The sequence below is a fragment of the Candidatus Aminicenantes bacterium genome (genome assembly GCA_026393795.1).
In the GTDB taxonomy this organism is placed as follows: domain Bacteria; phylum Acidobacteriota; class Aminicenantia; order UBA2199; family UBA2199; genus UBA2199.
This window is the reverse complement of record JAPKZL010000002.1, coordinates 1-16499: the sequence shown is the minus strand read 5'-3', so window position 1 is coordinate 16499 and position 16499 is coordinate 1. Positions and strand designations below refer to the sequence as shown.

General features: G+C 49.6%; 11 protein-coding genes. 8 read left to right on the top strand and 3 right to left on the bottom strand.

What is annotated here, in order from left to right; all coding sequences use genetic code 11:
- Positions 1-91 precede the first annotated feature (91 nt).
- A complete protein-coding gene (gene glnA / locus NTW95_00110; GenBank protein ID MCX6555830.1) occupies positions 92-1471 on the bottom strand; it encodes a type I glutamate--ammonia ligase in 1380 nt (459 codons plus the stop codon).
- A gap of 144 nt (positions 1472-1615) precedes the next feature.
- Here glnA and dnaA point away from each other — a divergent pair, with 144 nt between their 5' ends.
- The 5 genes from dnaA (at position 1616) to gyrA (ending at position 10140) form a co-directional block, all read left to right on the top strand.
- Complete coding sequence (dnaA, locus tag NTW95_00105; GenBank protein ID MCX6555829.1) at positions 1616-2953, top strand: chromosomal replication initiator protein DnaA; 1338 nt, start codon at positions 1616-1618, stop codon at positions 2951-2953.
- A gap of 155 nt (positions 2954-3108) precedes the next feature.
- On the top strand, positions 3109-4212 hold the full coding sequence (gene dnaN, locus NTW95_00100) for a DNA polymerase III subunit beta (GenBank protein ID MCX6555828.1): 1104 nt from the start codon (positions 3109-3111) through the stop codon (positions 4210-4212).
- Between the two features lie 22 nt (positions 4213-4234).
- Positions 4235-5257: an AAA family ATPase gene (locus tag NTW95_00095; GenBank protein ID MCX6555827.1), complete on the top strand. Its 1023-nt coding sequence runs from the start codon at positions 4235-4237 to the stop codon at positions 5255-5257.
- Between the two features lie 2 nt (positions 5258-5259).
- Positions 5260-7674 carry a DNA topoisomerase (ATP-hydrolyzing) subunit B gene (gene gyrB, locus NTW95_00090; GenBank protein ID MCX6555826.1) on the top strand — a complete coding sequence of 805 codons (2415 nt, stop codon included), beginning with the start codon at positions 5260-5262 and terminating at the stop codon, positions 7672-7674.
- Between the two features lie 9 nt (positions 7675-7683).
- On the top strand, positions 7684-10140 hold the full coding sequence (gene gyrA / locus NTW95_00085) for a DNA gyrase subunit A (protein MCX6555825.1): 2457 nt from the start codon (positions 7684-7686) through the stop codon (positions 10138-10140).
- Here gyrA and NTW95_00080 read toward each other — a convergent pair.
- The gene (locus NTW95_00080) at positions 10137-10922 is read right to left on the bottom strand and encodes a TatD family hydrolase (GenBank protein MCX6555824.1); all 786 of its coding nucleotides are present in this window, start codon (positions 10920-10922) and stop codon (positions 10137-10139) included. The two genes, gyrA and NTW95_00080, sit on opposite strands and share 4 nt — an antisense overlap.
- A gap of 84 nt (positions 10923-11006) precedes the next feature.
- On the opposite strand from NTW95_00080, the gene NTW95_00075 reads away from it, so the two are divergent.
- The 3 genes from NTW95_00075 to NTW95_00065 are packed head-to-tail and all read left to right on the top strand — an operon-like array spanning position 11007 to position 16070.
- Positions 11007-12221, top strand: a complete 1215-nt coding sequence (locus tag NTW95_00075; protein ID MCX6555823.1) for an HD domain-containing protein — start codon at positions 11007-11009, stop codon at positions 12219-12221.
- Positions 12211-15195, top strand: coding sequence for a histidine kinase (locus tag NTW95_00070; protein MCX6555822.1), 2985 nt, complete (start codon positions 12211-12213; stop codon positions 15193-15195). The genes NTW95_00075 and NTW95_00070 overlap by 11 nt, the downstream gene beginning before the upstream one ends.
- Positions 15195-16070 carry a metallophosphoesterase gene (locus NTW95_00065; protein ID MCX6555821.1) on the top strand — a complete coding sequence of 292 codons (876 nt, stop codon included), beginning with the start codon at positions 15195-15197 and terminating at the stop codon, positions 16068-16070. Before NTW95_00070 ends, NTW95_00065 begins: the two co-directional genes overlap by 1 nt.
- A 3-nt stretch (positions 16071-16073) precedes the next feature.
- On the opposite strand, the gene NTW95_00060 is transcribed toward NTW95_00065, so the two are convergent.
- On the bottom strand, positions 16074-16499 hold a 426-nt coding region (locus NTW95_00060; GenBank protein MCX6555820.1), incomplete at its 5' end, for a nucleotidyltransferase domain-containing protein.

The window sequence follows — 16499 nt, the reverse complement described above, 5'->3', positions numbered from 1 at the left end:
TTAAAGTCAAAAAACAACAAAAGCGGTGAAAGTAAAATCACAAGGATTGCGGCGACTGCAGCGACTTTTTTGAATAATTTTATGAACAAGATTAAAAGTTAAAATACAATTCGAATTCTTTGGGATGGGGGATCTGGGCGACCTCGAAAATTTCGAGTTTCTTCATTTTTATCCATTGCTGAATGAGGCCTGAATCGAATACATTGTTGTAGCGCAAATACTCGTTATCCTTTTCCAGGCAATCCAACGCCTCGGCCAGGCTTTCGGGAAGCTCTTTGATCTTGTTTTTAAATACCTGGGTTTCGGGAATCACGCCATCGAAGGGGCCGAAATTGAATTTCTCGGGGGAGATATTTTTGTTGACTCCATCGATGCCGGAGAGCAACATGGCCGCTAAGAACAAATACGGGTTGGTTGCGGAGTCTCCAGGCCTGTATTCAATTCGCGTCTCGTTTTCATCCACGTAAGCCGGAATGCGAATGGCGGCATTCCGGTTGGACATGGCGAAAATTGCCGAAATCGGGGCTTCAAATCCTTTGACCAATCTTTTATAAGAATTCGTTGAGGGGTTGGAAAAAGCACACAAGGAACCAGAATGAAACAACAGTCCAGACATGTAATGGAGCCCGATGTCCGAAAGGTTGGCATAATTCCCTTTTTTTAGGAAAACATTTTTCTCCTTATTTTTAATATATTGGTGCACGTGCCAGCCATTTCCGGCTTTGCCGTAAAAAGGCTTGGGCATGAAGGTTACGTACAAGTTACGTTTTTTGGCCAGGTTAAACAAAACGTACTTGATGATTACGGATTGATCGGCGGTTTTTAGCAATGGGTTGAACTTGGTCTCGATTTCATGCTGGTTGACCGCCACTTCGTGATGGTGATACTTGATGTCGACACCCAAAGTTTGCAACAGGGCAACCGCCTCGTTTTTAAAATCAATGAACTCATCATCCGGCGAGCCGGCATGATAGAAGTTTCTTTTTTCTTCGCTGTCTTTTTTTAAAAAATAGAAACTTCCTTCCGCGTTGACCCCAAAGCCGACTTCCTTGAAAATAAAGAATTCAAATTCAGGTCCGAACAGGGCACTGGTGCCAATCTTTGATTTGGCCAACGCATCTTCTGCCTTGAGGGCGATGAAGCGCGGGTCCTCGGCGAAGCGGGTGCGCCCGCTGTCGGCCAGGTGGATGTTGGCCAGGAAAATCGCGGTCTTTCTTTCGCGAAAAGGATCGATGACCATCGTGCCCAGATCGGGGATCATCACCATATCGCTCTTTTCCGGCTTGGCAAATCCATAGGAGGAGGCGTCAAAACCGACCCCGCTCTCGATCAGCTTGGCGTCGAGCATTTTACTGGGAAGCAGCAACGAATGCAGCTTGCCTTTTAAATCGAGTATCTTTAAATCTAAAAACTCAACCTGTAATTCCTGGATTTTTTTTTGAACCTGATTAAGCAATGCTTTGTCTTTCATGTCTACTTTCTAAACAAAAAAAATTTTTTTGTCAAGACTTGACACCCGGCGGCTTTTCCAATAGGATTGGATGGTCGTATGGCGAATAGGTGAAATAAAGGATTTTTTTCCACATTTGTTAAAATAGTTGTGGAAAATGGTGGAATGATGAACAACCTGGAAAAACTGACAAAATATCTAAAAAGCGTTTTGGATGAACCCTCATTCAAAAAATGGATCGAACCGTTAAAATATATCGGTACCCTTGAAAACACCCTTTTTCTCGGGGCCCCGGAACAGAAAAATCTGCTTTGGATCAAGCAGAACCTGCTGGAAAATATAAATAGTTATACCAAGAAGAACTTCAATTTCGTCACCAAGATAGTTCCTTTGGGCGAAGAAGAAAATCCACGCGGCCACAAAGAAAGCGCAAAAAAAAATCTCAACAACGAATCGCGATTGCAAAAAAAATACACATTTGATTCTCTGGTCCAGAGCGATTCCAACCGCATCGCTTATTCCTTCGCTTACAGCGTGTCCGAATTCCCCGGCAAATCATACAACCCCCTGTACATATACAGCGACGTCGGACTCGGCAAAACGCACCTGATGCAGGCGATCGGCAACCGCATCGTTGAAAACAACGCCAACATCAACGTCATTTACCTGACCACCAGTGATTTCATGAACGAGTATGTCGAATATACCCGCCTGAACAAACGGTCTGAATTTTTGAAAAAGTATACCTCAATCGATGTCCTGCTGATCGATGATATCCAATATATCACCAAGTGGGGCGGAACCAGTGAACAATTCTATTACATCTTCAACAGCCTGATCCAGCAGGAAAAGCAGATTGTCATTTGCGCCGACAAGCATCCCGACAATATGCCGGACCTAGAAAAGAGGATAAAATCAAGGTTTGAAATGGGCGGCATCGTTGACATCCTCCCATATGATTTGGAAGCAAGAATCGCCATACTGCAAAGAAAAATTGCCGAAAGGAAAAACACCTTCCACAACGATTTTGTCATCCCCAATGAAGTGGTCTATTTTTTAGCGACTTCCATTAAGGACAATATCAGAAAACTGGAAGGGGCTCTTAACCGCTTGCTTGGTTATGCCGATTTGAAACATTCCGAATTGCAATCGGCCGACATCACCTTGCCATTTGCCAAGGAGGCCCTGAAGCCGTACATCAATATTGAAAAAAAGATCATCACCATTGATACCATTCAGGAATTTATCTCGGAAAAGTTTGATATTAAGATTGAGGAATTAAAATCAAAAAACAACTCACCCAAGATCGCCCTGCCCAGGCAGGTGGCCATGTACCTGACAAAAAAACTGACGCGTTATCCCCTGGTTGAAATCGGCAATTCATTCGGCGGCAAACACCATACAACGGTGCTTCATTCCATAAAAAAAATAGAAAAACTTCTGGAAACCGACGACGATTTTTCCAGAAAAGTCAATTACTATGTTGAATTTTTTACCGATTGATTTTTTCAACAAGATTAACAAGTTTTCAACAAGTGAAAATTGGAGAAGCCATTCACCCCATCATTGTTTTCAATTTTTTCCACTTTTTCTTATTGCTTGTTTTTAATAATTTTATTATTATATATTTTGACTAAAAATAAGAAGGCAGGTTGAATATGAAAATTTTTGTGGAAAAAGCAAAACTTGAAAACGAGTTGCGGCTGTTTCAAGGGATCTTTGAGAAGAAAGCCATCATGGAGATTTTGCAGAATATCAAGTTGACCGCCCAGAATGGCGGCATTTTGGAAATGGTCGCCACCGATCTGGAAATTGGTTTAACTACCAACATTCAAGTGGATATTCAAAAGACCGGCGCCTTTACAGTGAACGGCAAGGATTTGTATGATCTGATTTCAAAAATGCCTGAAGGGAAAATTGAAATTTCCGAAGACAATGATTTGCAAATTCTGATCACCAATGAGAAAAAAACAAGCAAATACAAAATGCTGGGTCTGCAATCGTCGGATTATCCAGAATTGCCGGTCAACGACCTGTCGACTGCCTTGAAACTTTCCCTGGCTGATTTTCATACCATGATCAACAATTGTTATTACGTGATTTCTCCGGAGTTGAAGTTCAACCTGGGCGGCGCGTTGATGACGATTTCGGACAACAGGCTGGAAATGGCCGCCACCGACGGTCATCGCTTGTCGTACACATTTTTTGATGGCGAATTTCCGGTCGCCGATCCTGTGGAATACATTCTTTCCAGAAAAACATTGCTTGAGGTTTTAAAGATAGGCAACGAGGGAGAGATTGAGTTCGCCTATGACAAGAACAATCTTTTTTTCAAGCACAAAAACAGGATCCTATGCTCGCGCATCGTTGATCAAAAATTTCCAAACTATAAAACCGTTATTCCTGAAAAGACCGAGCAGACAGCCATCGTCAATTCACAAGAATTGTTGCAAACCCTGCGCCGGATCCTGATCTTTAAAACCAGGAACAACGGCGTCTTGTTCAAATTCTCCAAAAATAAATTGGCACTGGAACGAACGACGCCGGAAAAAGGCGAAGGTTATGATGAAATCCCGATCGAGTATCAGGGAAAGGCGGTCAACGTCGGTTTTAACGGTAGTTTTGTTCTTGATTTTCTGACTCATACCAATTCTGAAAAAATTTCGATCGGCTTGAATGACAGCGAAAGCTCTTTTCTTTTCAAGCCCTTAGACAGCAGCAGCTCTCATTTCATCTATATCATTATGCCATTGAACATTTAAATTCTACTTGCTAGTAAAAAATTTGCAGATCAATGGTTTTAGAAATTTAAACAAATTTACCATCCACTTCGGCAACTCAAAAAATTTGATTTATGGCGCCAACGGCAGCGGCAAAACATCGATCATCGAAGCCTTGTATTTGCTTGGTTTTGGCAAGTCATTTCTGCAGGTCAGCAAGCAGGAAATGGTCAATTTCGACAGCTCCGGCTTTTTCATTCAGGCCGAGATAAACCGGCAGGCGGTGGAAAACAATCTGATCGCCAGGTTTGAAAAAAAATTCAAATTGCAAATGGATAGCGCCAAGGGGCCAGTGGCCGAAATCGGGAAATATTTGTATCCCCTGTTCTTTTCCTCTTTAAACTACAATTTGTTCATCGACCACAACCCCCACTTTAGAAAAATGATCGATCGCTTCATATTTGGGGTGCACTCCCTTTACTTACACCATATTTTGCGGTATAATCACCTGGTAAAGCAAAAGAATTTTTTGCTGAAAAAATTGACTAAACCAGTTAATAGCTCCGAATTGGACAGTTGGAATAAATTATTATCCGAGAGTGGATTTGAAATTGTCAAAGAAAGGATGAATTTCATAAACCAATTGAACGGTGAAATCAAAACCGCTTTCGCTTCAGAACTGGAAATCAAATATTTTCCCGCCCTGCTCTCCAATCGCGAGATATCTGAATCGTCTATTTTTAACGATATGTGCCTGATGAAAAATTCGGAGATCCGGAGTCGGCGGTCTCTGCTCGGCCCGCAGCGCGACCGTTTTGCGCTCATGGTGTCTGGGAAAAAATTGCAGTTGTTCTCGTCGGGTGAAAAGAAGAAACATCTCATTATCGTTTATCTGGCCTTCATCAATTTGTTTTTTCGCTCCCAGAATGACTTCCCGGTTTTTTTGATCGATGATTATGATGTGGCCATGGACGAAAAAAATCTGAATTTCATTATCGACCATTTTCCGCAGATGCAGATCATTGCCACGTCCGTGTTCAAGAATGAAAAATTCGATCATTTGTTCGAACTTGAAAAGGAGAATTGATCGTGGACAAAACCAATGCCAATTTCGAGGACAAGTCGTACACGGCGGAAAACATAAAAGTTCTGGAGGGGTTGGAGGCGGTCAGGGTCCGTCCGGCCATGTATATCGGCAGCACGGGCTCTTCTGGGCTGCATCACTTGGTTTATGAAGTCGTGGACAATTCGATCGATGAAGCCATGGGCGGTTTTTGCGACCAGATCGACGTGACCATCCGTTTCGATAATTCGGTCACGGTCAACGACAATGGCCGCGGCATCCCGGTCGACCTGCACAAGGAGGAAGGGAAAACCGCCGCCGAAGTGGTCATGACCACCCTGCACGCCGGCGGTAAATTTGATAAGAACAGCTACAAAATGTCCGGAGGTCTTCACGGGGTCGGCGTTTCGGTGGTGAATGCCCTTTCGGCCAAACTGGATTTGGAGATCAAAAGGGGCGGTAACATTTATTCGCAAAAGTACGAGTACGGCAAGCCGGTGACCGAGCTCACCAAAATCGGCAAGACCAGCAAGCGGGGAACCAAGGTCACCTTCTGGCCTGACGAGGAAATTTTCGAAGCGGTCGAATTCACAGCCAGCATTTTATCCCGGCGGCTGAGAGAGTTGGCGTTCCTGAACCAGGGGTTGACCATCACCTTGAATGACGAACGGGTGGATAAAAAGGAGACCTTTTATTATAAGGGCGGCATCGTCGAATACGTTAAATACCTGGTGGGAGCGAAGGAAAAAATCCACGCCTCCCCCATCTATCTATCCAACAAGAAGGAAGATATCGAAATCGAGATCGCCTTTCAATACGGCAATTCTTACAATGACACGATCTTTTCCTTTGTCAACAACATCAACACGATTGAGGGCGGAACCCATTTGTCCGGTTTCAAATCGGGCATCACGCGCACGATCAACAATTTTGCCCAAGCCAACAATTTGATCAAGGATTGCAAGGAGGGTTTTTCCGGTGATGATGTGCGCGAGGGGCTGACGGCGGTGATTTCCATCCGCATTAAAGACCCCCAGTTTGAGGGCCAGACGAAAGCCAAACTGGGAAATTCCGACGTCAAGGGGATCGTCGAGTCGTTTGTCAACAAAAAACTCGGCGACTATTTTGATGATAATCTGCACGTTGCCCGGGCGATCATCAACAAGGTTCTCCTGGCAGCCAAGGCCAGGGAAGCTTCCAAAAAAGCAAAGGATCTGGTCAGGAAATCCAGTTTGCTGGAAAACACCACCCTGCCCGGAAAGCTGGCCGATTGTCAATCCAAAAGTCCCGAAGAGAGTGAATTGTACCTCGTCGAAGGGGATTCGGCCGGCGGTTCCGCCAAGCAAGGCCGCGACAGGCGCTTTCAAGCCATTCTTCCCTTGAAAGGCAAAATACTCAACGTGGAAAAAGCCTCCACGACCAAAATGCTTGAAAGCGATGAAATAAAAAAGATGATCGCCGCCCTGGGCGTGGGCATCGGCAAAGAACATTATGACATTGAAAAAATACGTTATCATAAAATTATCATCATGACCGACGCCGATGTGGACGGTTCCCATATCCGCACCCTGATCATGACCTTTTTCTTCCGGCAAATGCATTCGCTGATCGACAAGGGTTATCTCTATCTGGCCCAACCGCCGTTGTACTTGATAAAAAAAGGCCAGACCAAGGCCTACCTGAAAAACGAGAAGGAACTGGAAAACTATCTGTTCGCCAAGATCGGCGACGAGGTTGTCTTTTATCGGGAAGGCTTCAAGGAAGAATTGCTCAAAGGGCAGAAATTGCTCAAATTCATCAAGCTGGTTCATAAAAAGAACCTGTTGATGAACAACCTGGAAAAGCGGGGAATGCCGCGCTCCCTGACCAAAAAGCTCATTGAAATCATTAAGAGCGAAAATGATTTTAAAACCAAGGAGAAAGCAGCGCGCCTGGCCAAAAAATTGCTGGAGAACTCCCTATGCAAGAATGTGGACATCAAATATGACAAGGAATACACCACCTATGTTTTGGAAATCGAATTTGAATTCAACGGCGTAAAAACCGGCCGGGTGATTGATCATGCTTTTTTGACTGGACCCGAATTTTCCGACATCCACGAAATCTATGAAAAGCTGGCCGAGTTTCCGCTAGCCCCATACTATCTGCTGATCGGCAAGGAGAATTATACCGTAGAGAACCGCCGGGAATTGGTTGCCTTTCTGTTCGAGCGGTTGAAAAAAGGCTTGACCATCCAGCGCTACAAGGGGCTTGGCGAAATGAATCCGGAACAGTTGTGGGAAACGACCATGGACCCGGAGAAGCGGACCCTGCTGCAGGTGGCCGTGAACGACTTTCAGGAAAGCGAAGTCATTTTTGACACCCTGATGGGTAACGACGCCTCCAAGCGCAAGGAATTCATTTTGAGCAATGCCTTAAACGTCCGCAACCTCGACATCTAAGGAACAACGATGGAAGAAAAAGAGAAGGAAAAAGAAAAGAAACTGGCCATTGAGGAAGTCAGCATCGAAAATGAGATGAAAACGTCTTATTTGGATTATTCGATGAGCGTGATTATTGGCAGGGCCATCCCCGATATCCGCGACGGTCTGAAGCCGGTCCACCGGCGCACTCTTTTTTCCATGCACCAAACGGGTTCGCATTTCAATCAGCCGTACAAAAAATCGGCCCGCATCGTCGGCGACGTCATCGGCAAATACCACCCCCACGGTGACATGGCCGTCTACGACACGCTGGTCCGCCTGGCGCAGGATTTTTCCCTGCGCTATCCCCTGGTCGATGGGCAGGGAAATTTCGGTTCCATCGATGGTGATCCGCCGGCCGCCATGCGCTACACCGAAGTCCGCCTGGAAAAAATCACCAACGAGCTGCTCAACGACCTCGACAAGAACACGGTCGATTTCATCCCCAACTATGACGGCTCGCTGGCCGAACCGGTCGTTTTTCCCTCCCTGCTGCCGACCTTGTTTTTGAACGGCACCTCGGGCATCGCTGTCGGCATGGCCACGGCCATCCCGCCGCACAACCTGGGTGAACTGGTCAACGCCTTCATCCATTACGTCGACAACCCCAATGTCAGCGTGGCGAAACTGATGAAGATCATGCCTGGCCCCGATTTCCCGACCGGGGGGTTCATCTTCGGCCAGGACATGATCCGCACCGCGTATGAAACCGGCCGGGGCAGCTTCGTCGTGCGCGCCAAATCGGTGATCGAGACCGACGCGCGCGGGCGGCAGAAAATTGTCGTCACCGAAATTCCCTATCAAACCAATAAAGCGAAAATTTTGGAAAACATCGCCGATCTGGTCAAGAACAAAAAAATTGACGGCATATCCGACCTGCGCGACGAATCCGACCGCGACGGCATGCGCATGGTGATCGAGATAAAAAAAGATGAAATTCCCGATGTGATTTTGAACGCCCTTTTCAAGCACACGCAGCTGCAGGCGAGCTATTCGATGATCTTCCTGGCGATCATCAACCAGCAACCCAAGCAATTCAACCTGATCGATTACTTCAATTATTTCCTGGGCCACCGCAAGGAGATCATCCGCCGCCGCTCCCTGTTCGAACTGGACAAGGCAGAGAAGCGCGCCCACATCATCGAGGGTTTGAAAATCGCCATGGGCAAACTTGACCTGGTGATCAAGATCATCCGCACCTCCAAGAACCGGTTGGAGGCGCGCGCCAATTTGACCGAAAAGCTTCCCCTGACCCAGGTCCAGGCCGATGCCATCCTGGACATGCAATTGTACCGCCTGACCGGCCTGGAAATCGAAAAGCTGGAGAACGAATACATTGAACTGATCAAGCTGATCAATTATCTGAAGGAGCTTCTGTCCAGCGAGCGCATGGTGTTGAACCTGATCAAGGAAGAACTGCGAAAAGTCAGCGAACAATATGCCGATCCGCGTCGCACCGTGATCGTTGAAAAGCAACTGTCCGAATTCAAGATCGAAGACATGATCAAGGACGAGGATTTCGTCATTTCCTATACCCGCAACGGTTATATCAAGAGGACAACGCTGAGTTCCTACCGCAGCATGCACCGGGGCACCATGGGCAAGCGCGGGATCGGCCTCAAGGAAGAGGATGTCATTTCGCGGATATTCATCGCTTCGGCCCACGATTATATTTTGTCCTTCACCGAGAACGGCCGCATGTTCTGGATCAAGGTGTATGAAATTCCGGAAGGCGACAGCGCCGGACGCGGCAAGCCCATCAACCGCCTGATCGGTATCGGGGCCGAGGAGAAGGTCTGCTCGGTCATCAACATCAAGGAATTTTCCGAGGACAAGTACGTGGTGCTGTTTTCCAAGTACGGCTTTGTCAAGAAAACCGCCCTTTCCGCTTTTTCGCACCCGCGCATCAACGGCATCATTGCCGCCGAAGTCCCCGCCGGCGACATGCTCCTTGAAGCCCAGGTCACCGATGGCAACAATGAAATAATCCTGGGAACCTATCTTGGCAAGGCCCTGAAATTCAACGAAAAGGATGTTCGCGCCATGGGGCGCGGGGCGCGCGGGGTGACGGCCATCAAATTGGCCAAAAATGATTTTGTGGTTGGCGCCGACGTGATCGACAAAAAAGGCAAGTACATCCTGACCGTGACCGAAAACGGCTTCGGCAAAAAATCCGATCTGTCCCTCTACCGACTGCAGAAGCGGGGCGGCAAGGGGTTGATCAACATCAAGATCACCCAAAAACTCGGAAAAGTAATCGGCCTGGTCACGCTGCACGAGGAGGATTGCGAGATCATCCTGTGCTCGGAGAAGGGCATTGTGAATAAACATGACGCGCTGCAAGTCCGCTCCAAGGGCCGCGCCACCCAGGGGGTCAAGCTGATCAACCTGAAACCCGGCGACCGGCTGGTGGCCATTGAAAAAGTGACCCGGGAGACCGATTAATTTATTTTCAGCAGGCGTGACAAGTTTTGCGCGACCGCTTCATTAACCTGGGCCGCGGTCATATTTTTTAAGGCGGCGACCTGCTTCACCACCTCGATCACGCCGAGCGGTGTGTTCGTTTCGCCGCGCCTGGGTTCGGGCGATAAATAAGGCGAATCGGTCTCCGTGAACAAGTTCGTCATGGGAATCATCGTGACGATTTCCCTGAGTTCGTCCGCTTTTTTAAAGGTGACGATTCCTGAAATGGAAATCGAATAACCTCTCTGCAAAATTTCCGCGGCGCTGGCCATGTTCCCGGTATAACAGTGAAAGACCACCGAACCAGGGAATTTTTCGGCGAGCAGTATTTCCAGGACTTCAACTTCGGCATTCCGGGAATGGATGACCAGCGGGAGAGCGAGCTCGCGGGCGATGGCGATTTGTCTCCGGAAGGTTTTTTCCTGATTCTCGCGGCTGGCGAAATCATAATGGAAATCGAGCCCCGCTTCGCCGACAGCCATATATTTTGCTTTTTCGTAAAAAGCGAAAATTCGTTTTTCGATGGCCGGGGAATACAGATCGGCCTGGTGGGGATGGGCTCCGCAAACCGCATATACATTGGCATGGTAGGCCATTATTTCTTTAGTTTTTCCCAATGAGATTTCCTTGAACGGGTCGGCCACCGACACGATGTTGCACATTCCCTGGGCAAAACAGCGGCTGACGAGCTGCTGCCAGTCCTTGGCAAAGCAGTCGTCGTCCAAATGACAGTGAAAATCGCTGTAGCCGCATTTGTTGAGCATGGACGCATTGTACCGTTAAAGCGGGGACAATGGCAACCGGTTGACGAGGGTGCCGGGCAATCGTATAATGAATGCGAGAAACTCATGATCAGTGTTTTAAAGAAAGACAGAGCGACGGCGATTTTAGCCATCAGCGAGGCTTTGAATCAGATCAGGGACATTGATTCGCTGCTGGACCGGGTCCTGTTTGAAGCGCGGCGTTTTTCGTGGGCCGATGCCGGTTCGATCTATCTGCTTGAAAATCGAAAATTGCGGATCAATTTCGTCCAGAACGACACCCTCATCCAAAAAGAGAGCGGCAAAAAGTATCTTTACCAGAATCACAGCCTGGAGATCAACGACCAATCGATGGCCGGCTATGTCGCCTTGACCCAGAAACCGCTGGTCATCGCCGATGCCTACCGGCTGCCCGCTGGCGTCCCCTACAAGTTCAACCGTTCGTTCGACGAGTCGGCCGGCTACCTGACCCGTTCGGTTTTGACCGTTCCCTTGATCACCCACTACGGCAAGCTGATCGGAATCATGCAGATCATCAACGCCATGGATGATAAAAAATCGGTTATTCCTTTCAGCAAGGAAGACGAGCTGGTCGTTTCCTTTTTCGCCAATCACGCGGCCAGCTGCATCGAAAATGCCAAGATGACCCGGGAGATTATCCTGCGCATGATCAAGATCGCCGAGTTGCATGACCCCGAAGAAACCGGAGCCCACGTCAACCGCGTCGCCGCTTACGCCATCGAGATTTACAGTGCCTGGGCATTGAATGAGCGCAAGAGCGGAAATGAAATCAAAAGGATCCGCGACATCTTGCGCATAGCGGCCATGCTGCACGATGTCGGCAAGGTGGCGATCTCCGATCTGGTGCTGAAAAAAAACGGTCCCTTAAGCCAGGAAGAGTTCAGGCAAATGAAGGGGCATGTGATCCTCGGTGCCCGGCTCTTCAAGGATTCCACCTCGGATTGGGATGACATGGCATCCGAAATCGCCCTGAACCATCACGAAAAGTGGGACGGGACGGGCTACCCCGGGAAAATCGCCGACATTTTTGCCGATGACTTAAGCTCCGGGCCGGGGAAAAAGGGCGTTGAAATCCCGCTGACGGCTCGGATCGTCGCGCTGGCTGACGTGTACGATGCCTTGACTTCGGAACGGATATACAAGGACGAATGGCCGGAGGAGAAAGTCCTGCAGCATATACGCGATCAGAAAGGGAAGCATTTTGATCCCGAACTGGTTGATGTTTTTTTCTCCATTTACGACGTGCTGAGAGCCATTAAAAACAAGTATAGTGAAAATTAGTACGGAAAATGTGTACCAAACATCGGGCGGCCGACCCGCTTCGGCTGAAATGAACCACTGCCAACCCTATCAAGTCAAAAAATTTTTGCTGGTGGCCAGTCTGTACGACTATTTCATGATCGAGGAAGACGGCCGGTTGCAGGAACTGCTTCTTAAGTTCTACCAACAATGGAATTTTGGTTATATCCCGCAATTCACCAGGATAAGCGGCGGCGAGAACGCGTTAAAGACCCTGAAAAATGAAAAATTCGACCTGGTCATCGCGGTCATGCGTCTGGGTGACATGGATCCGTTCACCTTTGGCCGCCATGTCAAGGAAATTGATCCGGGTCTGCCAGTTGTCGGCTTGGCGTTCAATACCCCGGAACTCTCCAGGTTGCTCGAGATGGATGATGGCACGGCGGTAGAGCGGATCTTTGTCTGGCAGGGAGATGGGCGTATCTTGCTTGGCATCCTGCAATACATCGAGGACAGGAAAAATGCCATTTATGATTTGCAAAACAACGGCTTGCAAAACATCCTGCTGATCGAGGATGCCATTGATTTCTATTCGTCGTATCTGCCGCTGGTTTTTTCGCTTCTGCGCGAACTGAACGAGCAATCGCTCAAAGAGGACCTGACTTTCGCGCAAAAACTGCTCCGTCAAAACGGTCGTCCCCGGGTGCAGCTGGCGACCTCCTACGAGGAAGCGGCGACCCTTTTCGAAAAATTCAAAGGCCACCTGCTGGGCATCATTACCGATTCCAGCTTCCCGCAGAACAAAACCCTGAATCCCTACGCCGGCTTCTCGTTTGTTGAAAAAGTGTTCACCGAATTGCCCAACCTTCCCGTGCTGCTGCAGAGCAGCGAACCTGCTGCTGAAGCCATGGCGGCCAAAATGGGCATCACGTTTTTATCCAAGAATTCCCCGACCTTGATGCGCGATTTGAAGCAATTCCTTTTATCCTCTTTTGGTTTTGGCGAGCTGGAAATAAGGGATGCTGAAGGCGCGCCCGCGAGCAAGGTCGCGAATATCAATCAGCTGTTCTCCATCCTGGGCGACCTGCCCGACCCCGTTTTACGCGAACTCATCGAACGCGGCGATCTGGATCGCTGGCTGCGGGCCAGGACCGAATTCGCCCTGGCCGATGCCGTTCAGGATTTCATTGGAAAAATTCCGCCGCCAACCCCCGGGCTGGGCGCGAAAATAAAAAAAATAATCGCCGCTATCCGCAGCTCCAGCCATCGGGGCTCGATCGTAGCCTATTCCAGGTATTTTCATGAGGATTACTCGCAATTCAGCATCATCGGCGGCGGCTCCATCGGCGGCAAGGCCAGGGGCTTGGCTTTTTTGGATCGCATCCTGGCCAACTACTTTGACCCGGCCGAGTTTGCCAGTATCGCCATCGCCATCCCGCGCACGGTGGTCATCGGCACCGACATGTTCGACGATTTCATTCGCGAGAACGATCTGCTCGCTTTCGCCGTGGAGGATCATTCGGATAACCAGATCATCAACCGCTTCATCAACGCCAGCTTGCCGGCCAAGATGGTCGGCGATCTGCGCGATTTCATCAAGAATGTTCGCGTCCCGCTGGCGGTCCGCTCTTCGAGCTTGCTGGAGGATTCCCTGTATCTGCCGTTCGCCGGGATCTATGCCACCAAAATGCTTCCCAATGATCAATATGGCGATGACATCCGTTTTCTCAATTTGGTCAACGCCATCAAATTCGTCTACGCATCCACCTTCTGCCGCCAAGCCAAGGCGTATATCAGCAGCACGCCCCATCGCATCGAAGATGAAAAAATGGCCGTGGTCATCCAGCCCGTTGTCGGCACGCTGCACCCAGATTGTTTTTATCCCGATTTTTCCGGCGTGGGGCGCTCTTACAACTATTATCCTGTCGGCCAGGCCAAGCCGGAAGACGGCGTGGTCAACGTCGCCTTGGGGCTTGGAAAAACCGTCGTCGACGGCGGGGTTTCACTGCGATTCACCCCGGCTTACGCCGGCATCCTGCCCCAATTTACCAGCATCAAGGACATGTTCAATTTTTCGCAGCGGGACTTTTATGCCATCTCCATGAAGCATACCGCATCGATCGCTTTTTTGGATGAAGACCAGTACCTGGTCAAGGAGGGGCTTGATAAGGCGGAAAAGGACGGCGTTCTGCAATATGTGGCTTCCACCTATTCGCGCGAGAACGATGCCGTCTATGACGGAATCAGTTTTTCCGGGCCGCGGATTGTCAATTTTGCCCATATCCTGAAGAACGAGATATTTCCTCTGGCCAAGATACTGGAGCGCCTGCTTAAATTGAGCAGTGAAGCCATGGACTGTCCGGTGGAAATGGAATTTGCCGCGACCCTGGACGCAGCCAATGTCTTTCCCGCATCATTTAGTATTTTGCAGGTCCGGCCGCTGGTGGTCAGTGATGAGCTGGTCAAGGTGGAATTGGCCGAAACAAAAAAAGAAGCGACTTTGTGCTTCAGCAACCAGGTCCTGGGCAACGGGATCGTCGACTCGATTAAGGACATAATTTTTGTAAAACCGGCCGTGTTTGATGCCGCCCAAAGCCCGCAGATCGCGGACGAGGTCGACAAGCTCAATTCGCAGCTGCGCGCTGAAAACCTCCCCTATCTGCTGATCGGGCCGGGCCGCTGGGGGAGCACCGACTCCTGGCTGGGGATCCCGGTCAAATGGAGCCAGATCAGCGGCGTGAAGGTGGTGGTGGAGGTGAGTCTGCCGAACATGAATGTGGACCCGTCGCAGGGGTCGCATTTTTTTCAGAATATGACTTCGTTGCGCATCGGCTATTTCACCATTCCCCTGAACGGCGAGCTGGGATTCATGGACTGGCCCTGGCTCGAATCCCTGCCGGTATGCGCTGAAACTCCATTTTTGAAGCATGCCCGGTTGGCGGAGCCGCTCACGGTGATGATTGACGGGCGCAAGAGCCAGGGCGTCATTTTAAAACCCGAAACAACCGTTTCGTAATGGGCAAGGACGGTTATCCGTTTTATTTTGTCAGCGACTTGCATGGCCGGGAAACGCGTTACAGGGCTCTTTTTTCTGAACTTGAACTGCATGTTCCACAAGCGGTTTTTTTCGGCGGCGATCTTCTGCCGTCGGCTGCCCGTTATTTCGGGAAAACAAGCAGTTCGGCCAGCAGCTTCGTGGAAGATTTTCTGGCCCCCGAACTGATGAAATTGAAGGGAGTTCTTAAAGACAACTTCCCGCAGATTTTTGTCATTATGGGCAATGATGATGCCCGCAGCGAAGAACCGGTTTTTTTGCGCTACGATGGCAAGGGCTTATGGACCTACATGCATCAGCGCCAAATCCCCTATCTGGATTACCGGGTTTTCGGGTATTCCTGCGTGCCGCCCACGCCTTTCGCTTTAAAGGACTGGGAACGATACGACGTATCCCATTTTGTCGATCCCGGGGCGCTCCCGCCCGAAGAGGGAAGGTTGACGGCCGCGATCGGTGAAAAAGAAATTCGCGAACATACCATCCGGGAAGATCTTGAAAATCTGGGCGCCGGAGCCGCCCTTGAAAAGTCCATTTTTCTTTTTCATGCGCCGCCCTATCAGACCAGCCTGGACCGTGCCGCCCTGGACGGCCGTTTCGTGGAACATGTTCCCCTGGATGTGCACGTGGGCAGCATCGCCATCCAGCGCTTCATCCAGGAGCGGCAGCCCCTGGTTACGCTGCACGGCCATGTCCACGAATCGGCGCGCCTGACCGGTTCCTGGCAGGAAAAAATCGGCCGGACCTACGCTTTTTCCGCGGCCCATGATGGGCCTGAACTGGCGTTGGTCTGTTTCGACCCCACAGAACCTGAAAAAGCGATACGACGTTTGCTTTAAAACTCAAGCCAGCATGACTTTTTTCAAAGTCAATGGCCTCGCGGCATCGGTGGTGGCGCCGATCTTGACCGCATAGCTTGATTTCTTGGCGATGTCATCGTCGGTCAAAATGTGGTAGTCGATCAACCCCTCCGATTGGTAGCCGGTGCGCGAGTAATTGATTTCCGCCAGGCACAAGCTCCAGCCCTCTAGCCAGAGGATCAATTGTTCCAACTGGTCCTCGCTGCCGCGGAAGTGGATCAAAAGGTCGATATCGCTTTTCGGCCCGGCGGTGGCGTTCTTGGTGCTGCCGAACACGTACATGGCCTTGACGCCGAAACGGTTGCCGTCCAGGAAGCTGGCGATCTTTTCGGCCATGTGCAAGCGCCAGTGCCAATGGTCGTCGATGACGCTTTCGGAATGCTCCCGGCGCTCCTTGACCGGTTCGCC